The following is a 22,245-nucleotide window of genomic DNA, read 5'->3' as shown; positions in this document are numbered from 1 at the left end:
TCCCTTCTATCGTGACATGGCGACGCAAAATGCGCCCACAGTACCGCTTGGCGGCCCCGGGGGAGAGGCCCATGGTGCAGTGCAGCGTCCTTGGCAGGGACGCGCGCGCTTGTCCAGCATTGGCGCGTATCTGGAACACGCGTTGGCAGCGGCGTCGATTGATCGCGGCCCATGGCTGGTGGTGGCTTTTGCTGCGGGGATTGGGTTCTGGTTTGCGGCCGCGACACCTACGAGCTGGATAACGGCGGTTTTGGTCGGGCTATGCTTCGCTTTGGGCGGCTACCTGGTATGGCGCAACCGCCCGGATCGGGTTTTGCTGCTGCAGTCGCTGCTGGCGGTTGCGCTGGCATTTTCGTTTGGGATTGGCGCTATCTGGATGCGATCCGTGACGGTTGGCACGCTGCCGATCTCGCGCCCGACGATCGCGGTCATCGATGCGCGGATTCTGGCGCGTGAGAACCGCCCAGCTGAACAGCGGTTCCGGCTTACTCTTGCGGCACGGCTGCCTTCGGAAGATCGGGCCGTCAAAGTCCGCGTCAACGTTCCGCAGGATCGGGACAAAGTGGGAGTTTCGGAAGGCGCGCGTGTCAGGCTGCGGGTAAGGTTGCTTCCACCGCCGCCTCCGTTGGTTCCCGGCGCTTATGACTTTGCCCGAAAGGCGTGGTTCGAAGGGTTGGCCGCCACCGGCTCGGCGCTTGGTGAAATCGAAGTCGTCGATGCAGCGTCTGGGGGAGGGATTTTCGGTCGTCTCCAAAGAGCACTTTCGACCCATGTTCGCGGGCAATTGGGCGGCGCTCCGGGTGCAATTGCTGCGGCCTTTGCCAGCGGGGACCGGGGAGCAATCGACAAAGAAGACGAAGACGCGATGCGCGATGCTGGCCTTACCCATCTGCTCTCGATCAGCGGCTTGCATGTGAGTGCGGTGATCGCGGCGACATATTTCTGCGCGATCAAGCTACTGGCGCTGTGGCCATGGTTGACCCTGCGCGTACGTTTGCCGGTCGTAGCGGCGGCTTTGGGTGCCTTGGCGGGAATTGGCTATACGTTGTTGACCGGGGCGCAGGTGCCCACGGTGCGAAGTTGCATCGGCGCAGGGCTCGTGCTGGTCGCCCTGGCCATGGGACGAGAGCCCTTGTCCTTGCGGATGGTGGCGATCGCCGCGGCGGTCGTTCTGCTGCTGTGGCCCGAATCGCTGGTCGGTCCGTCGTTTCAGATGAGCTTTGCGGCGGTCATCGCTATCGTGGCGCTGCATGGTTGCAGCCCGGTGCGAAAGTTTCTGGCACCGCGCGATGAGGGATGGCTGCGTGTATTTCTGCGGCGGTTGACGATGCTGTTTGCGACCGGGATGGTCATCGAAATCGTCTTGATGCCGGTCGTGCTCTACCACTTCCATCGTTCAGGGATTTACGGCGCCTTCGCTAATGTCCTGGCCATTCCTTTGGTGACGTTCGCGGCCATGCCGCTGATTGGTTTGGCCCTGTTGTTCGATCTGGTCGGGATGGGCGCGCCCTTCTGGTGGCTGACAGGCAAATCTCTCGAACTGCTGCTGGCAATTGCCCATTTCGTTTCGAGTCGACCAGGCGCGGTCAAACTTGTCCCGCAAATGCCGCTGTGGGTGTTGCTCATGTTCGTCGGCGGTGGGTTATGGCTGGCGCTGTGGCGCGGGCGGGCAAGGTTGTTCGGATTCTTGCCGGTCGTGGTGGCTGTGCCCGCAATGGCGATGGCAAATCCACCGGATGTCCAGATCAGCCGCGATGGGCGACAGGTCGGGATTACTGTGTCAGGCGATCGCTTACTGGTTCTGCGCGACGGGCGAAGTAATTATACGAAAGACAGTCTGCTCGAGCTTGCTGCGCTCGATGGCGAGGCTGTGGCGATGACCGACTGGCCCGCGGCGCGTTGCAATCGTGATTCGTGCATTCTCAAACTCGATCGCGGCGGACGTATCTGATGGATATTGATGACTCGCAGCGCCGACATGATCGGATGGCGGCAACTGGTATCGGCATGTTCCAAGGTCGACATCGTCGTGTCCGACCGTCGTTTGCCCGATGCCTGTCAACCGCGTTGGCTAAAGGCAGATCGCGCGCATCTGAGGAAGAGCGGTGGTCTGGCGCTCGATCTGGAGCGCCAGACAATCGTCAGTGTGGCCGACGAGCAAGGTCAGCATGGCTAGTGGAGGCCGCGTTGACGCGGGTCATCAGCCTCAGCCAGCTGCAGTCAGTGATAGCGCCGCAATAGCCCTGCAAGTTTGCCTTGAATGGCGACCCGTCCCGGCTCGTAAATTTGTGCTTCGTAGGAGGCGTTAGCGGGATCGAGCCGCACCTTTCCGCTCTCGCGGCGAAGGTATTTCAGCGTTGCATCTTCATTGTCGACCAGCGCCACGACGATTTCGCCATCGCGCGCATCGGTGGTGCGTCGCACCAGTGCGAAGTCGCCGTCGAAAATACCCGCCTCGATCATCGAATCTCCGGATACTTCGAGCGCATAATGTTCGCCAGGACCGAGCAGGGCAGCGGGAACCGGCAGACTGTTCTGCCCTTCCAGCGCCTCGATCGGTGCACCGGCTGCAATTCGGCCATGGAGCGGAATCTCGATCACATCGTTGGCCGGCTCAGGAATGTTGGCTTCGCGCGATGGCGCGATCGAGGTAGCATCGTTTGCAGCCGATGCTGCTTTCGGGCGAACCACCGAATCCTCAGGCGTCTTGATCACTTCGAGCGCACGAGCGCGGTTAGGCAGACGGCGCAGGAAGCCCCGTTCCTCCAACGCCGAGATCAGCCGATGCACGCCCGACTTGCTCTTCAGATCGAGCGCTTCCTTCATTTCCTCGAAAGATGGAGAAATGCCCGTTTCTTCCAGACGGGCCTGAATGAAGCGGATCAGTTCGTGCTGCTTGGCGGTCAGCATGGCGGTGTGCTCCTGTTGCCATTCGCCCTTCCGTACAAGATTTGTGGAAAGGTCTGTGAACGAATGTGGAACAATTAGGCAACCAATTGTCGCAGGTCAAGCATTTCCGCGGGCTTATAGGATATAACAGGGAACAGCCATTCCAGCTTTAGCCGCCGGAGCATCGATGGCGCGATCAATGAGCACATCGGCATGGGAGAGGGAAGCAAGAGCGCTGCTATCCCGTTCCGTGATCGGTATAATACCTTTCTCACCAAACTTTCCGCGCAGAAACTCGCGCCGTTCTCCGCCCGGCTCAATAGCTGTCGCAATGGGCAAGAAATGCGCGTGAGGAAGCGGTGAATTCGCGGCCTGCATCTGCCGTATCAAGGGCAGCAGAAACAAGAACGCGGTAACATAGCTCGATACTGGATTTCCGGGCAGTCCGAGGATCACCTGGGCTCCCCTGCGCGCCAGCAGCAAAGGCTTGCCCGGCCGAATTGCGACTTTCCAGAAATCGATCTCAGCTCCGAGTTCGAGCAGGACCGGACGAACCAGGTCATGGTCCCCGACCGATGCTCCGCCGCTCGTCACCACGAGATCGGCCGCCGCCGCATTCCCGAATGCTTCTGCAAGCTTATCTGCCTCGTCGCTCACAGGGCCGATGCGAATGATCCGCGCTCCGCAACCCTCGGCCATTGCCGCAAGCATGGCGCCGTTCGACGCAGGCAATCGGTCGGGCGGACAGTTCTGCGGATCGGCCACCAACTCATCGCCGCATTCGATGATCGCAACCGTGGGCTGCCTGCCCACCGAGAGAGAGCGATGTCCGGCGGATCGGGCGACGGCGATCTGGGCGGGCCCGATTGCGATGCCTTTGGAAAGCACGGTTTGACCATATTCGAAGTCGAAACCCTGACGGCGGATATGGCGGCCCGGTGAGGGGGTCTCGCTGGATCGCACCATATCTCCATCGAGGACGGCATTCTCCTTTATCAAGATAGCGTCCGTCCCTGCCGGGCAATGCGCTCCCGTCGAAATAAGGACCGCTTCTCTAGACTTCAGGCTGGCGCCATAGGGGAGCCCAGCGCGCGATTCTCCAACCACCGACCACGGTTCATCGCCGCTCACTGCATATCCATCCATTGCCGACAGGTCATGCGAAGGCTGGCTTCGCTGAGCGATGACATCATCGGCCAGATAACGTCCGCAGCATTCATCGGCCGGAATTCTCTCACTCGCCAGCGGTGTGGCGTAGTTGAGCAGGCGCTGCCATGCCAGGTCGAGCGAGATCGGGCCTGTCATGGTCTTGCGCGCCAGTCACCGGATTTGCCGCCGGTCTTGGACAGCAGGCGAACACTGTCGATCACCATCCCCTTGTCGATCGCCTTGCCCATGTCATAAAGTGTCAGGAGTGCAATAGAAGCTGCTGTCATTACTTCCATTTCAACACCCGTTCGCCCGGTGAGCGATGCGCTGGCCTCGACACGAATGCCATCATCCTCAACGGCGAAATCGATCGTTACGCTTTCAAGGCCAAGCGGATGGCACAGTGGTATCAATTCACCTGTGCGCTTTGCGGCCATGATTCCGGCGATGCGCGAGGCGGCAAATGCATCGCCCTTTGGAAGATCGCCCTGCGTTAGTGCTTCGAGTGCTTCGGACGACATGCGAATACGCCCTTCGGCAACCGCCGTCCGATGGGTTTCGCTCTTGCCTGAGACATCGACCATTCGCGCCGCGCCATGTTCGTCCAGATGAGTCAGTTCAGCCATGAATACTACCAAATCCTGCGCCAGCGGGCTCTTCCGCGAAAGCTGGCATGGCATAGGCAGAGCCGGCGTGAAAGTCAGCCAAACAGAAGTGCTTTGGTGGCGGAGGCGACGTTCGCTTGGCGCATCAGGCTTTCACCCACCAGAAAGCTGCGCACGCCCACGCCTGCCAGCCTCTCGCAATCTGCATGGGTGGCGATGCCGCTTTCTCCAACCAGCAGGGCATTTTCGGGGGCGAGGGGGGCCAGTCGCTCGGTCGCTGCGAGATCAGTGGTGAATGTTCTGAGGTCGCGATTGTTCACACCAATAAGGCGCGACGACAGCCGTGCAGCGCGTTCCATTTCGGTTTCGTCATGGACTTCTACGAGGACGTCCATGCCATGCTCGATTGCAGCAGCCTCGATTTCGCTCATGGCTCCATCGTCCAACGCTGCGACGATGATCAATATGGCGTCCGCGCCGATCGAACGCGATTCGACGATTTGCCAAGGATCAACCATGAAATCCTTGCGCAGGACCGGCAAGGCGCAAGCTGCCCTCGCAGCGACGAGAAAGTCTTCATGCCCCTGAAAATGCGGTGCATCGGTTAGCACGGACAGGCATGAAGCTCCGCCTTCGGCATAGGCCCGTGCATGATCAGCCGGGGCAAAGTCTTCCCGGATAAGTCCCTTGGAGGGAGAGGCGCGCTTGATCTCGGCGATCAGGCCGAACCCGTCGAGCTGCGCTTTTGAGAGGGCATCGCGAAACCCCCTGGGGGCGGACTGTTCCTGTATGCGACTCTCGAGTTCGGATAACGATATCGCCGCTTTGCGTACGGCAACTTCCTCACGTTTGACGCTACATATTTCGGCGAGTCTGTTCATCGGGCCATCTCGATCCAGTCAGCCAGCAATTGGCGCGCTGCGCCCGAATCGATCGACTCTTCTGCATTGGCGCGAGCTTCGCTCCAATCCTCGGTTCGCTCAGCGACGACCAATGTCGCGGCAGCGTTGAACAGCACTGCATCGCGATAGGGGCCGGGGACTCCCATCAGCAAGGCTTCCAGCGCCTTTGCGTTGTGTGCCGCGTCTCCGCCTCTGATCGCCTCGATCGGCGAATGACCCAGACCCGCGGCATCGGCAGCGACGCGTTGCATTTCGAAATCATGGTCCTCGACCACCGCCAGTTCGTTGCCGCCAGCGAGGCTCAACTCGTCGAGGCCTTCGTCCCCGGAAACGATGAAGCTGCGCGTCGTGCCGAGATGGGCCAGCGCTTCGGCATAGATCGGAACGTAGGCTGGGCGGGCTATGCCGATCAGCTGGCGTGTGACCTTGGCAGGGTTGGAGAGCGGCCCCATCAGGTTGAAGATCGTCCGCCGGCCGAGCCTCTGCCGGATCGGTTGTATCCGTGCCATCGCCGGGTGATGGTTCTTGGCGAAAAGAAAGCAGATACCGAGTTCGGCGAGCGTCTTCTCCGCCGTTTTTCCGGCGGCGTCCATGTCCAGGCCGAGCTGTTCGAGCGTATCGGCGGCCCCGGCCTTGCTGCTGGCGGCGCGATTGCCGTGCTTGGCGACCGGCACGCCTGCCGCGGCCACGACCAGGCTGACTGCTGTCGAGACATTGAGCGTATGGTGGCCGTCGCCACCGGTTCCGCAGCAATCGACGGCGTTGTCGGGCGCGGCGATGGGCAACAAGCGTGCGCGTAAGGCGCGAGCTGCCCCGGCAATTTCGCCCGCAGTCTCTCCGCGATCGCTCAAAGCGACAAGAAAGCGCGCGATCTCATCCTCACTCGGCTCGCCATCGAGGATGCGCCCGAAGACATCTTCGGCTTCGGATTCGCTCAAATGCGGTTCGACTGCGGGCAGGGTGCTCATGCAGTTTCTCCCTGAGCACCGCAGATAGTGAGGAAATTGGCCAGCAGGGCATGGCCGTGTTCGGTCGCGATACTTTCGGGGTGGAACTGGACCGAATGGATCGGCAGATCGCGATGGCGAAAGCCCATCACTGCCGTGCCGTCGAGGCCGGGCGTGGTGCTGGTCGCGTTGGCTACGAGCACCTCGGGCACATCCTCGACCACCAGCGAATGATAGCGTGTCGCGTTGAAAGGCGATGGAAGCCCGGTGAATACCCCGCTGCCGTCATGCTCGATCGGGCTGGTCTTGCCATGCATCAATCCGCCGCGCACGACACGTCCACCGAAATGCTGGCCGATCGCCTGATGGCCGAGACACACGCCAAACAAAGGCCTTCGCGCTTCGGCGCAGGCGGCCACGAGGTCGAGACTGATCCCGGCATCGTCGGGCGTACACGGACCCGGCGAGATGAGTATGCCCTCGGCCCCGCTTGCGAGCGCTTCAGCGGCAGAAATCTGGTCGTTGCGCACGACAGTCACCTCCGCCCCCAGTTCCATCAAATAATGGACGAGGTTGAAGGTGAAGCTGTCGTAATTGTCGACGACGAGGATCATGGTGCAGCGCGCTTACGGTGGCCGGTCGTCAAACGCAATTCGGGCGCGGTGCTTTTCGCGTCGGGGCGCCCATCAATTCGGCGTTTCCGGACGTTTTTCGACCACCAGGATCGGCCCGATCGGTTCACCGGTGTCGAGACGATCGGTTGCCGGACTCCACAATTGCGACGTGCCATTATCGAGGCACAGCGCGTTCTTCACCTTGAGTTCGGTGGCGAAGAAGCGCGCCAGCACTTCGGTCGATACCGGTGCATTGGAAATTACGAAATGCGCGCGTCCCTTGTCGTCTATGCCGGCAGCGCTGCGAATTTCGGGCTTGGCGTCCTTGCCGTGCGGCACCGGGTCGATGCGGCCGTTCGTCACAAGCATGGGGCCGGACTGGATGCCAAACTCCGGGCGCTTGGTCACATTGGCAAGGAAGTCTTTGGTCGTGCGGATCTCCCACACATCGCCTGTGCCATAGAATACACCGCCAGAATTGGCCTTGGCGTCGGATGCCAGCGGCTGCAATCGCTTGGAGTCCTGCACGAAATAGCCGGTAGGATGGCCTTTGTCGTCGAACCAGCCGCCACTCATGGCAAAGGCTATCGTGGCGGCGTCATGCCCCTTCGCATAGGCGGTGAGGCTGCGGTAAGGGGCGTCCGAGCCTGCGGCCAATGCAGTCGTAATCTTGTTGTTTGCCGGTATCGCAAGGCATTGGGTCAGCGGAACGTCGCGATAGATCACCGAGCGACAGGATGTTTCGACTTCGCTGGCAAAGCTTGGCGTTGCGCTTGCGCTGTCGGTGGGCATCGAAGCCGCCGATTTATCGGCAGGAGTTGCCGTACCGATTTGCGCCCGGGCGACCGGTTTGCCCGGTTGTTCCTGTCCACAGGCGGTCAGGCCCAACGCCAGGGCGAGGATAGAACAGGTGGTTGCTTTCCTCATTGTCCATATCCCGATTCGGAGGCGATTCGAAATGCTTCGGCCGCCGCTGCGCGCAGTGCGCTGGCCTTCGCTTCACATTCGCGTTGCTCGTAATCCGGATCGCTGTCCGCGACAATGCCTGCACCGGCCTGAACATGCATCACGCCGTCTTTTACCACTGCTGTGCGCAAGACGATGCAGCTGTCGATCGATCCGTCGGGAGAAAAGTATCCCACCGCACCGGCATAGGCACCACGCACTTCGGGTTCCAGCTCGGCAATGATCTGGCAGGCCCTGACCTTGGGCGCACCGCTCACGGTGCCCGCCGGAAATCCGGCGAACATGGCGTCGACCGCGTCATGCTGGGCATCGAGTTTGCCCGTTACATTGCTGACAATGTGCATGACGTGGCTGTACCGCTCGATCCCGAAGCTGTCGGTCACTTCGACGGTTCCGCGCTGCGCCACACGCCCAACATCGTTGCGCCCAAGATCGAGCAGCATCAGATGCTCCGCACACTCCTTGGGGTCGGCGAGCAGCGATTGTTCCGCGGCGCGATCCTCGGCCGGCGTGGCCCCGCGTGGGCGCGTACCGGCGATCGGGCGGATGGTGACGTCTCCGTCGCGCACCCTGACCAGAATCTCAGGGCTGGAGCCGACGACGGCGAAACCCGGCAGGTCGAGGAAATACAGGAACGGCGATGGATTTACGCGGCGCAAGGCCCGGTAAAGCGCGAAGGGTGGAAGCGGGAAGGGGCAGGTGAACCGCTGCGCGAGGACGATCTGGAAGATGTCGCCCGCCGTTATGAACTCTTTCGCGCGCAGGACCATATCGCGATAGTCACCCGGCTGCATAACCGGGTTCAGTCCTGCTTCTGGCAAATCGGGCGGAGTGGCATCCTCCTCCGGCTCCGAATGAACAAGCCGTGACAGAGCGGCATCGATGGCATCGGTGGCCATCGCGATCGCTTGCTCAGGATCGCCTTTTCCGGGCCATAGGGGTGCCAGGCAATAGAGTTCTTCGCCGAGATTATCGAACACCAGCAGCAGGCGGGGGCGCACGAACAGGAAATCCGGCAACCCAAGTCCGGGGCCGTCGGCACGAGGAATGTCCTCGACCAATCCGACCGTCTCATAGGCGAAATAGCCGACGACGCAGGCAAAGGCCGGGGGCACGCCGGAAGGAAGGTCAAACCGGCATTCTTCGAGCAATGCCCGCAACGCGCCAAGAGGATCTTCGGCGCAAGCGTGGAACGCCGCTTTGTCGTGCGGCCAGATACGGTTGATCTGTGCTATACCATCACTGGCCCGTAGCACGACATCGGGATCGAGCCCGAGCAGGCTGTAGCGCCCTCTGACCGCGCCGCCTTCGACCGATTCGAGCAGGAAATCACCGCGCTCGCGCTCCATCAGCCTCAGCGCCGCACCCACGGGGGTCAGCGTGTCGGCAACGACCTTGCGCCAGACGGCGGCGGGCTTGCCACCGGCGAGAGCCCGTCTGGCCGTCTCAATACCTTCGAGCCGACCCAGCGCCGCCTCCTAACGCTCGCCGGTCAGTTGCTTGCGCACCGCTTCGACTGCGGCAGGATTGGTCTTCACGCCGACATCCTTGCGCATGGCCGCAATGAACTCGTCGGTTTGTTCATTGGCCAGCGTCTTGCCCAGCTCCGTCTGCGCCTGCGCGACGAGCGGATCGTTGGCTTCGATCTTGCCAAGTTCGATCTTCGAAAGATCGACCAGGAAATACCCGCGATCGTCGCCAATCTCGAGCCGCTTCGACGTGCCCTGTGCCATCGAGAACAACAGCGCGATCGGCGGGGGTACGCGGCCCTGCTGCTTGGCGAGATCTTCGCGCGTCAGGCTCACGTTCTGCACCGGCGGCAGGGGCGTTTTTTCTTCGGCGATCGCTGCGGCCAGAGTGCTGCCCTTGGCAACGCGGCCGAGAATACGATCTGCCGCCGCAGATGCCGCCTTGTCGCCTTGTGCCAGACGCCAGGAATTGACCACGTCCTGATGGATATCCTTCAGTGGAGCTGGAGCCGACGGAACGATGTTGCTCACGTCGAAGACGATGAACTGCTTGCCCTGTCCCGCATCGGCCACCTGTGGGGCGCTTTCATCCATTTCGAAAGCGGTCTTGATGACGGGCATCAACTCCGGGGAAACGGGCTGGTTGGTTCCATAGACGACTCCGTTGGCCGTGATCGGGGGTGTCTTCTGGATAGTCAGCTTGAGCTCTTTGGCGATATCGCTCATCGTGGCGCCGCCATCCAGCTCGTCCTCGACATGCGAAGCCATGTCCGACAGCGCCTTGGCTTGCTTCTCGCTTTCCAGGGTCTTGCGGATCTCCGGCGTCACTTCGGCCAGCGAGCGCGCTGGCTGCCGGGTGATGTCGGTGATTCTGGCGATCTGCCAGCCGAGCGGGCTCTGTGCGGGCTTGGTAACGCCGCCCTGCTTAGCGGCAAAATAGGCGTCGGCGACGGCTTGCGACGCGTTCTGCGCGAGCTGCTGCTTGTCTACCGGGCCGATCTTCGAGGTCCTGAGCCCTGCCTTGGCTGCGGCCTGTTCCAGCGAACCGCCAGCGGCCACGCTCTTGCTGATCGCCTCGGCAGCTTGCTGTGAGGGAACGATGAGCTGCTCCGCGCTCAGCTTGACGCTTGCGGCATATTTTGCCTTGTCGCGATCGTAACGCTGCTGGATTTCAGCCTCACTCGGCGTAATCGATCCGGCGACCGCGCTCGCGTCGAACATGGCATAGCGCAACACGCGCCGCTCAGGGCGGATGAACTTGCTCTTGTTGTCGTTGTAGTAGGCGGTCAGAACCTTGTCGTTCGGCGCGTCCTTGGGCGCGAAAGCGGCCGATGGCAGCGCTCCGATCGCGCCTACACGGCGCTCCTTGAACAGCAGTGCATAATGCGTCGCGATCTGCTTCGGCATCGTCATGCCCATACCGACTGGCGCGAGGAGTTGCTGCGCGAGCAGGCCGGACTGGATATCGTCGCGAACCATCGCATCGGTGAGGCTCTGTGCGGCAAGGGCTGCCTTGTAGTTCGCCTCGCTGAAATTTCCGTCGGTGCCGCGGAACGCCGGAATCTTCTGAATCTCGCTGTTGACGAGATTGGGACCGGCGCGCAGCCCGAATTTCTGTGCAAAATCGTTGATTGCCTGTCGGCTGATCAGCTGGTCGAGCACTTGCTGCAATCCGCCCTGTGCGATGAACCCGGGCATCGACAAGGTGGGATCCTGCTGGCGAGCCCGGTCCAGAGCATTGGTCGCCGCACGGGAAAGATCCTGCTCGGGCACCTTCGTTTTGCCGACGACAGCAACATTCGTTCCATTGGTCAGGCCGTTGAGACTGCCATTGCCGGCGACATCGCCCACCGCAAATGCCAGCGCAATCACGGCAAGGAGAGCGAACGTCAGCAGCAGACCGAGCTTGTTGCTGAATATCTTGCGAAAGAACTTGAGCATGAGTGGGGGTTTTTTCCCGAAATGGATCAGAGCGTGCGTTTGTCCCGGCAAACCGGGCGAAAGGCCTTTATCCGGCTCCGGCTGGCGCCGCAACCGGGTCAGATGGGTTTTGACCTGTCGGCAAAGCTCGGCTAGCGAGCGCGTCGCTTCGGCGAGCATATGCCGCCGGACAATCAACCCATAAGGCAGGAAACGACCATGGCCGAGCGGCCCTATATCGTCGGCAACTGGAAAATGAACGGAACCCGCGCAATGCTGCCGGAAGCACGCGCTATCGATCGTGCGTCGCAGCGGGTGATGAAGGTCGAGGTTGCGCTGGCACCTCCCTATACGTTGATTCATGCGGTCCATCGCGAGGTCGAACAGATCGGTGTGGGCGCGCAGGATTGCCATCCTGGCGAGGACGGTGCGCATACCGGCGATATCTCCGCCAATATGGTGGCCGATGCAGGCGCGAAATTCGTGATTCTCGGCCACAGCGAGCGGCGTCAGGATCACGGCGAGGATTCGGCGCTGCTTTCAGCCAAGCTCGATGCGGCGCTCAACGCCGGCATACGCGCGATTCTTTGTTGTGGCGAAACACTGACAACGCGCGAATCGGGAAATGCCGAAGCATTTGTGCTCGGACAATTGCGCGAGATTCTACCCGATATCGACAATGCCGCCGACAGCGTCACGGTAGCTTACGAACCGATCTGGGCGATCGGCACGGGAAGGACGGCCGAGACCGGCGACATCGAAGCAATGCATGGCAGCATCCGCAGACTTCTCAACGATACATACGGCGAAGAAACCGGCAGCCAGATTCGCATTCTTTACGGCGGCTCGGTGAAGCCCGACAATGCGCGCGACATTCTCGAACTTGAGAACGTCGATGGGGCGCTGGTCGGCGGCGCGAGTCTGACGGCTGAAAGCTTTCTGGGCATTGTGCTGGCAGCCGCAGGTGACAATGCCGATTAGGCCGTAAAAACGCGCCAGTCTTGCCGAGGGGCGACTGGTATCCTAGATGATCGCCAACTTTTCCGACGGACGGACTTTTTGATGTTTCTTTTTCTTACCGTGATTCAGGCGCTGGTCGCCGCAGCACTCGTCGGGGTGGTGTTGATGCAACGCTCCGAAGGCGGAGGGCTTGGTATCGGCGGCAGTCCTACCGGAATGCTCAGCGCCCGCGGTGCAGCCGATTTCCTGACCAAGGCCACTCGCTGGCTCGCGATCGTCTTCGTCGGCCTCTCGATCGCTCTGGCAGCTCTCGCTGTGAAGGAAGAGGGTGGTGCTTCGCTCGATACGACGCTGAACCGTACCGTCCAGCCTGCCAGCCCGGCCGATCCATTGGGACCGTCCGCGGGTAATTCGAACGCCCCTGCATCCCCGGCTCCGGCGTCGCCAGCCCCGGCTGCGCCCGCGAAGGATCCGCTGGCTCCGGCCCCGAACTGAGGTCGTTTCAGCTCGCCTCTGTGGATTGATCGCAATTTGGTCGGTCAATCCACACCGATTGCACTTGCTTCGAATCCAACAGGGGGCTTAAGGCCCAACTCCCATGGCGCGGTACATATTCATCACCGGCGGCGTGGTCTCCTCGCTCGGCAAAGGTCTCATGGCAGCATCGCTCGCAGCGTTGTTGCAGGCGCGCGGATACAAGGTCCGCATTCGCAAGTTCGACCCCTATCTCAATGTCGATCCTGGGACCATGAGCCCCTATCAGCATGGCGAAGTCTACGTCACCGACGATGGTGCGGAGACCGACCTCGACCTGGGTCACTACGAACGCTTCACCGGCGTTGCGGCGCATCAGGGCGACAACATCACCTCGGGCCGAGTGTACCGCGATATCATCGCACGCGAACGGCGTGGCGACTACCTTGGTGCAACGGTGCAGGTGATCCCGCATGTCACCGACGCGATCAAGCAGTTCGCGCTCGCCGATCAGGGTGATCACGATTTCATCCTGTGCGAGATCGGCGGCACCGTCGGCGATATCGAGGGGCTGCCGTTCATGGAGGCGATCCGGCAGCTCAGGAATGAGCTCGATCCGAACCAGACGCTGTCCGTACATGTCACGCTGGTGCCGTACATCGCCGCTGCAGGCGAATTGAAGACCAAGCCGACACAGCATTCGGTCCGGGAACTGGCGAGCCTGGGGATCAAGCCCGATATGCTGCTGTGCCGTGCGGAACATCCCATTCCAGACAGCGAGCGGCGCAAGATTGCGCAGTTCTGCAACGTCCGGCCCGAAGCGGTTATTCCCGCGCTGGATGCATCCTCGATCTATTCAGTTCCGTTGCAATACCACGCCGAGGGTCTCGACCGGGAGGTGCTGCGTGCTTTCGGAATTACCGACGCCCCAGACCCCGATCTTTCCCGCTGGGACGACGTGGTCGAACGCTTCACCCATCCCGAAGGCGAAGTAACTATCGGTGTGGTCGGCAAATACGTCGGCCTTCCTGATGCATACAAAAGCCTCAACGAAGCGCTTGTTCACGGGGGAATGGCGCACCGGGTCAAGGTGAACATCAAATGGCTCGATGCCGAGTTGTTCGAGGCCGACGATGCCGAGATTGCTGCCCGGCTGGAGCCGATGCACGGGATCCTCGTCCCCGGTGGATTCGGCGAACGCGGTTCCGAAGGCAAGATCGCAAGCGTCAGGTTCGCCCGCGAACGCAAGGTTCCGTTTCTGGGAATTTGCCTTGGGATGCAGATGGCCTGCATCGAAGGCGCTCGTACAGCCGGTTTCCCTGACGCCTCGTCGACCGAGTTCGGCCAAACCGACGAGCCGGTTGTCGGGATCATCACCGAATGGATGAGCGACGAAGGGCTCCAGAAGCGTGAAGCCAGCGGCGATCTGGGTGGGACGATGCGGCTGGGTGCCTATGACGCGAAGCTTGCGGCTAACAGCCATGTTGCACGCATCTACGGCGGCGCGGACAGCATTTCAGAGCGCCACCGACATCGCTATGAAGTTAATGGCGCATATATCGATCCGCTTGAACGGCACGGTTTGATCTTCTCAGGAATGTCGCCCGACGGCCTGCTGCCCGAGATCGTCGAGCGGCCAGACCATCCCTGGTTTATCGGCGTCCAGTTCCATCCCGAACTCAAGTCAAAGCCGTTCGCTCCCCATCCCCTGTTTGCCGGATTTATCGGCGCCGCCTTGGAACAGGCACGGTTGGTATAATATTTCGCAACTGAGGAATATTCTCTAAGCCACTGAAATAATTGCCTGGTTGTAAAATAAGGCGTTACTCATTGAGTGCGTGCTGGTTAAATTGTTACCATAAGGCTTTATCTTTTGACACTTTTGGCGCAGTCTCACGATGAGAGCGGCTGAGGTGATTCACCATGCGGGAAGTCACCATCGCCTGAGAGGTGGGATCGCATAAAACTTGCTTCGAAGCGGGCTGTCTTTTGCGACCCGGACGGCCGGATCGAGGCTTGGCGGCGCCACTGCGTCGCGGGGGCGGAGCCTCTCGGTTCCGCCCCCATTCAACCTGTCAAAATAAGCGTGTCAGGCAGCCCGGCTGCCGCTTCCTTCGTCGGACTGGACGATCTCGAGCTTTTGTCCGCCAACCGCGATCTTTTTCGGTTTCATCGCTTCCGGCACTTCGCGCACGAGATCGACGATCAGCAAACCGTCGGCCAAATCGGCTTTCTCAACGCGCACATAATCCGCCAGTTCGAAGCGGCGTTCGAAACCACGATTGGCGATGCCCATGTGCAGCATTTCGCCGTTACCGTTGTCGTCGCGCTTCCTGCCGACGATCACCAGCAGGTTCTGCTGCGCGGTGATATCGATGTCGTCGGGACGAAAACCCGCGACCGCAAGGGTTATGCGATAGGAATCCTCATCGCGTCGCTCGATATTGAAAGGGGGGTAATTGTCGCCGCTGTTATTTCGCACCTGGCTTTCGAGCAAGTCAAACAGGCGGTCGAAGCCTACGGTGGAGCGACGATAGGGGGTAAAGTCCAATCGATTCATCGAAACAAATCCTCTTCTGAGCAATTTATCGAACATGGGGATCCGATATTTGCGGCATCCCCGATAGGTGCCCTCACGCCATTCTGGCCGTCCGGGCACATACGAATTTAGGAAATTCAAATTTTGGTTCAAGTATGCTGAAATTCACGACATGCAGGAGAGAGACGCGCTGATGGCTGGCCCAGAGATAACGATCTATACGAAGTTTGGCTGCGGCTTCTGTGCGCGGGCGAAGCGATTGCTCGATAGCAAAAGCGTGGATTACACCGAACATGACATCACCATGGGCGGGCCGGAAAGGCAGGCAATGCTCGATCGCGCACCGGGTGCGCGCACGGTACCGCAGATATTTATCGGCGATCATCATGTCGGCGGATCAGACGAACTCGCCGCTCTCGAACAGTCTGGCAAGCTCGATGATCTTTTGGCGGGGTAGGGCGGTTTGACCGATGTCCGCATAGCTTTGCTACAGATGAACGCAGGCACCGACCCTGTCGCCAATGCCGATGTTCTGGCCGACGCGATTCAAACTGCGGCGAGCGGCGACGCAGCGATGCTGTTTACGCCCGAGATGACCAATCTGCTCGACCGCGATCGCGACAGGGCAGGGCGGAACATCGTCCCCGAGCAGCAGGATATGTTGCTGAAGAGGGCGGTCGAACTTGCAGCCTTGCATGATATCTGGATCGCTCTTGGATCCCTTGCACTGACGAAACCCGACGGAAGCCGTGCCAATCGCTCTTTCGTTATTGCTCCCGATGGGAAGATCGTAGCGCGCTACGACAAGATGCATATGTTCGATGTCGATCTGGAGAACGGCGAGAGCTGGCGCGAATCGAACACCTATCAGGCCGGCGACAAGGTGGTCACGGTCCAAACTCCGATCGGCAGGCTGGGGCTGGCCATATGCTATGACCTGCGGTTTCCAGCCTTATTCGGGGCGCTCGGCAATCTCCATTGCGACGCCATTGCAATACCTTCGGCCTTCACCCGTCCAACCGGTGCAGCGCACTGGCACGTTCTCCAGCGCGCAAGGGCGATCGAAGCCAGCGCCTTTGTTATTGCGGCGGCTCAGGTCGGCGAGCATGAGGACGGTCGCGCCACATATGGCCACAGCCTCGTGATTGATCCATGGGGTGAGGTGTTGCTCGATATGGGCGGCGAAACACCCGCTGTTGGCTTTGCGGACATCGATCTGGAGCGCGTCGCGCAAGTGCGCCGCCAGGTGCCGAGCCTTGCCAACCGCCGCCTAATCGCCAATTAGCGTTCGTTATGATTGTTTTCGATTTGAGCTGCGATCATTCGCACAGCTTCGAAGGATGGTTCCGTTCGAGCGACGATTACGCGCAGCAAAGGGTTTCCGGTCTGCTGAGCTGCCCGATCTGCGGTAGCACCAATATTTCGAAGGCTCCAATGGCCCCAGCCGTACCGGTCAGAAGCAATCGATCGAGTTCAGCTCCGTCCTCGTCGATCGGATCGGAAGATAGCCAATTCGCGAATGGGCAGATGCCAGAGGAGGTTGCCAACGCCTTCCGTGCGCTCGCTGCAGCACAGCAGAAGGCTCTCTCTAAGAGCGAGTGGGTGGGCGATCGCTTTGCTGAAGATGCACGCGCGATGCACTACGGGGAAGCAGACGAAAAGCCGATCCATGGCCGAGCAACGGCCGAAGATGCGCGGGCGATGCTCAACGAGGGAATTGCGGTTGCGCCTTTGCTGGTGCCTTATGCGCCGCCGGACGAGTTAAACTGAGTCGCTCAAATGCGATCGACCGAAAATGATCAGCTTGAGGGTGCGCCCAACCTGTGGGGCCTCACGTCGTCGTCAAAGCGGTGATTTTAAAAAATAGAAATTAGCTGAAGCCAACGACCGCATGGGGAATATACGGCTCCTCAAGCATGCTGATCTCATCTTGGCTAAGTTCGATGTCCAGCGCCGCGATGGCATCATCGAGATGGGCTTCTTTAGAAGCGCCGATAATCGGTGCGGAGACTTCGGGTTTGGCGAGTACCCAAGCTAGAGCGATTTGCGCGCGCGACACTCCGCGCTCATTGGCAACATTCGCGACCGCTTCCACCACCCTGCGATCGGCTTCTTCGGTGCCGCCGAACAGGTACTTACCGAAATGATCGGTCTGCGAGCGTTTCGTCTCATCCTGCCAGTCTCGGGTGAGGCGGCCGCGCGCCAGCGGGCTCCACGGAATAACGCCGATACCTTTCTCCGCGCACAGAGGCAGCATTTCGCGCTCTTCCTCGCGGTACATAAGGTTGACGAAATTTTGCATTGAGACGAACTGCGTCCATCCATTCGCTTGGGCAACATGGAGCATCGTGGCAAATTGCCAAGCGTACATCGAAGATGCACCGATGTAGCGCGCCTTTCCGGCCTTCACGACGTCGTGCAGAGCCTCAAGCGTTTCCTCGATCGGCGTGTGATCGTCGAATCTGTGGATCTGATAGAGATCGACATAATCGGTACCGAGCCGCTTCAGGCTGGCGTCGATTTCCTGCATGATCGCCTTGCGGCTGAGCCCGGCTCCATTAGGGCCCGCATGCATTCGTCCGTGGACCTTGGTGGCAATGACCAGTTCCTCACGCGGCGCGAGGTCCTTCAAGGCACGGCCGACGATTTCCTCTGACGTCCCATCTGAATAGACGTTGGCTGTATCGAAGAAATTGATTCCGGCTTCAATTGCCTTGCGCAGGATAGGACGGCTGGCTTCCTCGTCGAGCGACCATTCGTGGGTTCCTCGGTTCGGAACGCCAAACGTCATGCAGCCTAGGCAAAGTCGCGAGATGTCGAGTCCGGTCCGACCGAGCTTTGTATAATCCATGATCGTTCTTTATCCTCAAATACGGCCTTCGTTCCACAAGTTCTGGGCCCTGCTCGCAGTACATCTTCGCCCTTGGTTCGATTGCCGGGGTTGGCTGACAAGCGGATAGGAGAAAAAGGTCGATGAACCCGAACGCCAAAAGCTGATTCTGGCCGAAAAGATTGCAAAATGCGGCACGCCAGCTCGCGACTATCAATCAACTTTTCAACCGCTCTCAAATTGTCCAGCAAATTCTTGGAATATTTGAAAAAGTTGGTGTTTGGAAGACCGCCGCGCAATGCTCAAGCTAGTGTTTGGTGGGAAGATCGTGTTTGACCGTCTTTACGGTTTTCAAAGCCCAGAAATGGTCTTTTCTTTCAAGACCTTAGGCCGAATTTCTGACTCTGGAAGGGAAATCGTGCGCCCGACAGGATTCGAACCTGTGGCCCCCAGATTAGGAATCTGGTGCTCTATCCTGCTGAGCTACGGGCGCGACGGAGAACGCCTTAGAGAACTGCGCTGGCGCTGACAATCGGTGTTGCCTATCATCCTGAACGTGCCCCGGGGGCTTTGCGTATTTATGCCGACTCGGCGCTTTCGACCGTTTCACCCGGCTCCTTGCCCAGCGGCACCCGCTCCTTGAACGTGTGCGTGATATAGGGGAAGGGGATCTCGATTTCCGCCTGGTCGAGCGCTTCCTTTATCGCGTTGACGACGTTGGACTGGACTTCCATCAGGCTGTTCTGTTTCGTGTCGACCCACCAGCGAACCAGCAGATCGATCGAGCTGCCGCCGAATTCGCGCAAATACACTTCAGATGCGTGATCCCCATCGACGCCTTCGACGGTTTTGACTGCGTTCGCGATGACCTTGCGCGCCCGCGTCAGGTCGGTATCGTAGGATACGCCTACGGTGAGCTGGAAGCGGCGGAATGGTCGATCACTGTAGATCTTGACCGGATTCTTGAAGATCGTCGAGTTCGGCAGGATGGTCAGTTCACCGCTGAATTGGCGGATATGCGTTTCACGCAGCGTGATTTTCTCGACCGTGCCGTCGATATTGTTGGCCTCGATATAATCTCCCAGATGCATCTTGTCGCGCAGCATGATCAGCACGCCGGCAAGGAAGTTTTCGAGAATGTCCTGAAACGCGAAGCCGATTGCCACCGCGCCCACGCCGAGCCCGGCCATGGCGCTGCCGAAGGTAAATCCGGGTATGATGATCGTCGTGACTAGCAGCAAGCCGAGGATCCAGACGAACACCCGCGTGAGCGTCTGCGCAAGCTGGCGTAGATCGGCGCGCATGCGCGAACGGCCTGTGACTTTTTCGACGACGTTGACGAATACGCGGACCATTATTGCAGTGGCCACCAGCAGGACAACGCCGATCACGATATTCGGCAAAAGCTGTACTGCCCCTGCAGCCATATGCTGAAGTTGCTGCTCTAGTATTTTGATATAATTCACGAAACTAAAACACCTCACCTGTATTTTTTGTCGGTCAGAAGGTCATCGCGCCAACCGGGAATTCAAGTTTCCCGTCAATGGATATCACGGCAAATCGTGCTGAATCACACATTCAACCGGAGGCAGCAAAGCATACCTCCTTCCGACGAAGTCACTACTATTCTACTCTTCGCATGTGCAGCAGTTCCGAGCCCGCGTCGTGGCGCGGGTAAACCTTTTTGAACGGGTGCGAGACTGCGACAGTTGCGATGGATCAATCGGACGCTTTTGCCGCGTTCTCCTTGCGCGCGATCTCGTGGAGCCAGGCGGCGTGCTGAGGTGCCTTCTTGGTCTGACTCCACTCGTCTAGCATAGGCGCAGCGACGCGCTTCAACTCGGCATATTGATCCTCTGTCCCGATATCCGTCGCCAACTCGACGCGGTGGCCATTGGGATCGAAGAAATAGATCGACTTGAAAATGCCATGATGCGTCGGGCCGAGGACGTCGATCCCTTCGCTCTCGATATGCTTTTTCGCCGCGAGCAGTTCTTCTTCGGAGCCAACCCGGAAGGCCAGATGCTGCACCCACGCGGGGGTGTTCTCATCGCGCCCCATGTCTTTCTGGTTGGGAAGCTCGAAGAAGGCGAGGATGTTGTTATTCCCCGCGTCGAGGAACACGTGCATGTAGGGATCGTATTCGCCGGTCGAGGGGACGTGGTCTTCGGCGAAAGCGGTGGTGTAGTCCATACCGAGCACACGGCCATACCATTCGACCGTTTCCTTGGCGTCCTTGCAGCGATAGGCGGCATGGTGGACGCCGCCCAGCTTAACCGGGTGCGGGCTAGTGCTGGCGTCGCTCATTCCGCTGGCTCCGCTTCGACCGTTTTTGCATCGTCCACGCTCAGAGTACCGCGCTTGATCTGGTCGCGCTCCATGCTCTCGAACAGCGCCTTGAAATTGCCTTCGCCGAAGCCTTCGTCACCCTTACGCTGAATGAATTCGAAGAACACCGGTCCCACCTGTGCTTCGGCGAAGATTTGCAGCAGCAGGCGAGGCTGTCCGCCCTCCGTGGTGCCGTCGAGCAGGATGCCGCGCATCTGAAGCTGATCGGCATTCTCGCCGTGGTTGGGCAGGCGTTCGTCGAGCATCTCGTAATAGGTTTCGGGTGGAGCGGTCATGAAGGGCACGCCAAACTCCTTGAGCCTATCCCATGCCTTGACCAGATCATCGCAGATCAGGGCGATGTGCTGGATACCTTCTCCGTTGAATTCGCGCAGGAACTCTTCGATCTGGCCCTTGCCGCCTTCTCCTTCCTCGTTGAGGGGGATGCGGATCTTGCCGTCCGGGGCAGTCAGCGCCTTGGAAGTGAGGCCGGTGTATTCACCCTTGATATCGAAGAAGCGAATCTCGCGGAAGTTGAACAGGGTCTCGTAATAATCGGCCCAATATTTCATCCGGCCGGTGTAGACGTTGTGGGTCAAGTGATCGATGCGGTCGAAGCCTGCGCCTTCGGGGTGACGTTCGATGCCGGGAAGATACTCAAAGTCGATGTCGTAGATCGAAAGGCCTTCGCCAGCTTCGTTCTCATAACGATCGAGCAGATAAATAATGGCGCCGCCGATGCCACGGATGGCAGGAAGGCGCAGTTCCATCGGCCCGGTTTCGATTTGTACCGGCTCAGCGCCTTTTTCGAGCAGATACTGATAGGCCGCAGCCGCATTGCGGACACGAAAGCCCATTCCGCAAGCGGATGGACCGTGCTCGCGGGCAAAGAACCATGCGGCGCTTTTCGGTTCGTAGTTGAGGATCAAATTGATGCCGCCTTGACGCCAAAGTGCGACGTCCTTGCTGCGGTGGGTCGCGACGTGGGTGAAGCCCATGGCTTTGAAAACAGGTTCGATCACGCCCTTTTCCGGCGCGCAGAATTCAACGAATTCGAACCCATCGAGCCCGACGGGATTCTCGAACAAATCGGCCATGAATTTCTCTCCTGAAATCTCAAATTAGTTACATTGGCAACTATATCGCTTGTCGCGGTTGATGTCAAATCAACGCGTGGTGAAGCAGCACCGTTCCGGCGCAAATCTTACTGAAGTACAACAATGTTCCTTGCATGGTCGGGCAAGGTGTGATTCATGGTGAATCATGGGGAAACGCCAGACGAGCATTGGAAGATTGTGGCCCAAGGGCGGACGAACGGAGTTCGTTGCGTTGGCGATTTTGCTCGTGCTCGCCGGGCTCGCGATCGCCGGGCCTTCGGGGCTTCTCGCCTGGGGTGACAATCTCCGCCTGCACGACCAGCGCCAGAAGCAGCTATCGGAGTTGACCAAACAACGCGATGCCTTGCGCAATCGCGTCGACCTGCTCGATCCCAAGCACGCTGACCCGGATATGGTGGGGCAACTCGTACGCAGCCAGCTCAACGTGGTCCACCCGGACGAGGTCATCATGAAGGTTGACGATTAGGTCACGACCTTAGGGGGGGGCATCGACGTCTGGCAAATTCTTTTGTCTGTGTGGCCCGTTGCGTACTGC

At 59.7% G+C, this 22,245-nt stretch carries 23 protein-coding genes and 1 tRNA gene; 9 read left to right on the top strand and 15 right to left on the bottom strand.

Going from position 1 to position 22,245, the window contains the following annotated elements; all coding sequences use genetic code 11:
* Positions 1–16: 16 nt before the first annotated feature.
* Together GRI58_RS06860 and GRI58_RS15635 are read left to right on the top strand one after the other, a co-directional pair.
* Positions 17–1,951, top strand: coding sequence for a ComEC/Rec2 family competence protein (locus GRI58_RS06860; protein ID WP_237452155.1), 1,935 nt, complete (start codon positions 17–19; stop codon positions 1,949–1,951).
* A gap of 9 nt (positions 1,952–1,960) precedes the next feature.
* Positions 1,961–2,176, top strand: coding sequence for a hypothetical protein (locus GRI58_RS15635; protein WP_237452154.1), 216 nt, complete (start codon positions 1,961–1,963; stop codon positions 2,174–2,176).
* Positions 2,177–2,220: 44 nt separating this feature from the next.
* Here GRI58_RS15635 and lexA read toward each other — a convergent pair whose 3' ends face one another.
* The 9 genes from lexA to GRI58_RS06815 form a co-directional block, all read right to left on the bottom strand.
* Positions 2,221–2,910, bottom strand: coding sequence for a transcriptional repressor LexA (lexA, locus tag GRI58_RS06855; protein WP_160752836.1), 690 nt, complete (start codon positions 2,908–2,910; stop codon positions 2,221–2,223).
* Between the two features lie 114 nt (positions 2,911–3,024).
* Complete coding sequence (locus GRI58_RS06850) at positions 3,025–4,194, bottom strand: molybdopterin molybdotransferase MoeA (RefSeq protein ID WP_160752835.1); 1,170 nt, start codon at positions 4,192–4,194, stop codon at positions 3,025–3,027.
* A complete protein-coding gene (gene moaC / locus GRI58_RS06845; protein ID WP_160752834.1) occupies positions 4,191–4,664 on the bottom strand; it encodes a cyclic pyranopterin monophosphate synthase MoaC in 474 nt (157 codons plus the stop codon). The genes GRI58_RS06850 and moaC overlap by 4 nt, the downstream gene beginning before the upstream one ends.
* Positions 4,665–4,738: 74 nt before the next feature.
* A complete protein-coding gene (gene trpC, locus GRI58_RS06840; protein WP_160752833.1) occupies positions 4,739–5,524 on the bottom strand; it encodes an indole-3-glycerol phosphate synthase TrpC in 786 nt (261 codons plus the stop codon).
* Positions 5,521–6,513: an anthranilate phosphoribosyltransferase gene (gene trpD, locus GRI58_RS06835; RefSeq protein ID WP_160752832.1), complete on the bottom strand. Its 993-nt coding sequence runs from the start codon at positions 6,511–6,513 to the stop codon at positions 5,521–5,523. The genes trpC and trpD overlap by 4 nt, the downstream gene beginning before the upstream one ends.
* Positions 6,510–7,106: an anthranilate synthase component II gene (locus GRI58_RS06830; RefSeq protein WP_160752831.1), complete on the bottom strand. Its 597-nt coding sequence runs from the start codon at positions 7,104–7,106 to the stop codon at positions 6,510–6,512. Before GRI58_RS06830 ends, trpD begins: the two co-directional genes overlap by 4 nt.
* Before the next feature lie 72 nt (positions 7,107–7,178).
* Positions 7,179–8,033, bottom strand: coding sequence for a phosphodiester glycosidase family protein (locus GRI58_RS06825; RefSeq protein ID WP_160752830.1), 855 nt, complete (start codon positions 8,031–8,033; stop codon positions 7,179–7,181).
* Entirely contained in the window at positions 8,030–9,421 is a 1,392-nt protein-coding gene (locus GRI58_RS06820; protein ID WP_237452168.1) for an anthranilate synthase component I family protein, read from the bottom strand. Before GRI58_RS06820 ends, GRI58_RS06825 begins: the two co-directional genes overlap by 4 nt.
* A 129-nt stretch (positions 9,422–9,550) precedes the next feature.
* Positions 9,551–11,482, bottom strand: coding sequence for a peptidylprolyl isomerase (locus tag GRI58_RS06815; protein ID WP_160752829.1), 1,932 nt, complete (start codon positions 11,480–11,482; stop codon positions 9,551–9,553).
* Positions 11,483–11,680: 198 nt separating this feature from the next.
* On the opposite strand from GRI58_RS06815, the gene tpiA reads away from it, so the two are divergent.
* From tpiA to GRI58_RS06800, 3 genes are all read left to right on the top strand, one after another.
* The gene (gene tpiA / locus GRI58_RS06810) at positions 11,681–12,442 is read left to right on the top strand and encodes a triose-phosphate isomerase (RefSeq protein WP_160752828.1); all 762 of its coding nucleotides are present in this window, start codon (positions 11,681–11,683) and stop codon (positions 12,440–12,442) included.
* Between the two features lie 81 nt (positions 12,443–12,523).
* Positions 12,524–12,916, top strand: coding sequence for a preprotein translocase subunit SecG (gene secG / locus GRI58_RS06805; RefSeq protein ID WP_160752827.1), 393 nt, complete (start codon positions 12,524–12,526; stop codon positions 12,914–12,916).
* A gap of 103 nt (positions 12,917–13,019) precedes the next feature.
* The gene (locus tag GRI58_RS06800) at positions 13,020–14,654 is read left to right on the top strand and encodes a CTP synthase (protein ID WP_160752826.1); all 1,635 of its coding nucleotides are present in this window, start codon (positions 13,020–13,022) and stop codon (positions 14,652–14,654) included.
* A 330-nt stretch (positions 14,655–14,984) separates the two neighbouring features.
* Here the strand turns inward: GRI58_RS06800 and GRI58_RS06795 are convergent, their stop codons facing one another.
* Positions 14,985–15,455 (bottom strand): Hsp20 family protein, encoded by a 471-nt coding sequence (locus tag GRI58_RS06795; RefSeq protein ID WP_160752825.1) that lies wholly within the window; start codon positions 15,453–15,455, stop codon positions 14,985–14,987.
* Between the two features lie 172 nt (positions 15,456–15,627).
* Here GRI58_RS06795 and grxC point away from each other — a divergent pair, with 172 nt between their 5' ends.
* The 3 genes from grxC to GRI58_RS06780 are packed head-to-tail and all read left to right on the top strand — an operon-like array spanning position 15,628 to position 17,204.
* A complete protein-coding gene (gene grxC / locus GRI58_RS06790) occupies positions 15,628–15,891 on the top strand; it encodes a glutaredoxin 3 (protein ID WP_160752824.1) in 264 nt (87 codons plus the stop codon).
* A gap of 36 nt (positions 15,892–15,927) precedes the next feature.
* Positions 15,928–16,719 (top strand): carbon-nitrogen hydrolase family protein, encoded by a 792-nt coding sequence (locus tag GRI58_RS06785; protein WP_160752823.1) that lies wholly within the window; start codon positions 15,928–15,930, stop codon positions 16,717–16,719.
* A gap of 8 nt (positions 16,720–16,727) precedes the next feature.
* Positions 16,728–17,204, top strand: coding sequence for a DUF1178 family protein (locus GRI58_RS06780; RefSeq protein WP_160752822.1), 477 nt, complete (start codon positions 16,728–16,730; stop codon positions 17,202–17,204).
* Between the two features lie 100 nt (positions 17,205–17,304).
* Here GRI58_RS06780 and GRI58_RS06775 read toward each other — a convergent pair whose 3' ends face one another.
* From GRI58_RS06775 to hppD, 5 genes are all read right to left on the bottom strand, one after another.
* Positions 17,305–18,285, bottom strand: coding sequence for an aldo/keto reductase (locus tag GRI58_RS06775; protein WP_160752821.1), 981 nt, complete (start codon positions 18,283–18,285; stop codon positions 17,305–17,307).
* Positions 18,286–18,683: 398 nt separating this feature from the next.
* Positions 18,684–18,757, bottom strand: a tRNA-Arg gene (locus GRI58_RS06770).
* An 85-nt stretch (positions 18,758–18,842) separates the two neighbouring features.
* Positions 18,843–19,730, bottom strand: a complete 888-nt coding sequence (locus tag GRI58_RS06765) for a mechanosensitive ion channel domain-containing protein (protein ID WP_160752820.1) — start codon at positions 19,728–19,730, stop codon at positions 18,843–18,845.
* 253 nt (positions 19,731–19,983) lie between these two features.
* Positions 19,984–20,571, bottom strand: a complete 588-nt coding sequence (locus tag GRI58_RS06760; RefSeq protein WP_160752819.1) for a VOC family protein — start codon at positions 20,569–20,571, stop codon at positions 19,984–19,986.
* Positions 20,568–21,689 carry a 4-hydroxyphenylpyruvate dioxygenase gene (gene hppD / locus GRI58_RS06755; protein ID WP_160752818.1) on the bottom strand — a complete coding sequence of 374 codons (1,122 nt, stop codon included), beginning with the start codon at positions 21,687–21,689 and terminating at the stop codon, positions 20,568–20,570. The genes GRI58_RS06760 and hppD overlap by 4 nt, the downstream gene beginning before the upstream one ends.
* Before the next feature lie 166 nt (positions 21,690–21,855).
* Here hppD and GRI58_RS06750 point away from each other — a divergent pair, with 166 nt between their 5' ends.
* Positions 21,856–22,176, top strand: coding sequence for an FtsB family cell division protein (locus tag GRI58_RS06750; RefSeq protein ID WP_160752817.1), 321 nt, complete (start codon positions 21,856–21,858; stop codon positions 22,174–22,176).
* The last annotated feature ends 69 nt before the right edge of the window (positions 22,177–22,245 follow it).

The sequence above is a fragment of the Qipengyuania algicida genome (genome assembly GCF_009828025.1).
Taxonomy (GTDB): domain Bacteria; phylum Pseudomonadota; class Alphaproteobacteria; order Sphingomonadales; family Sphingomonadaceae; genus Qipengyuania; species Qipengyuania algicida.
This window is presented reverse-complemented; position numbering and strand designations above follow the sequence as displayed.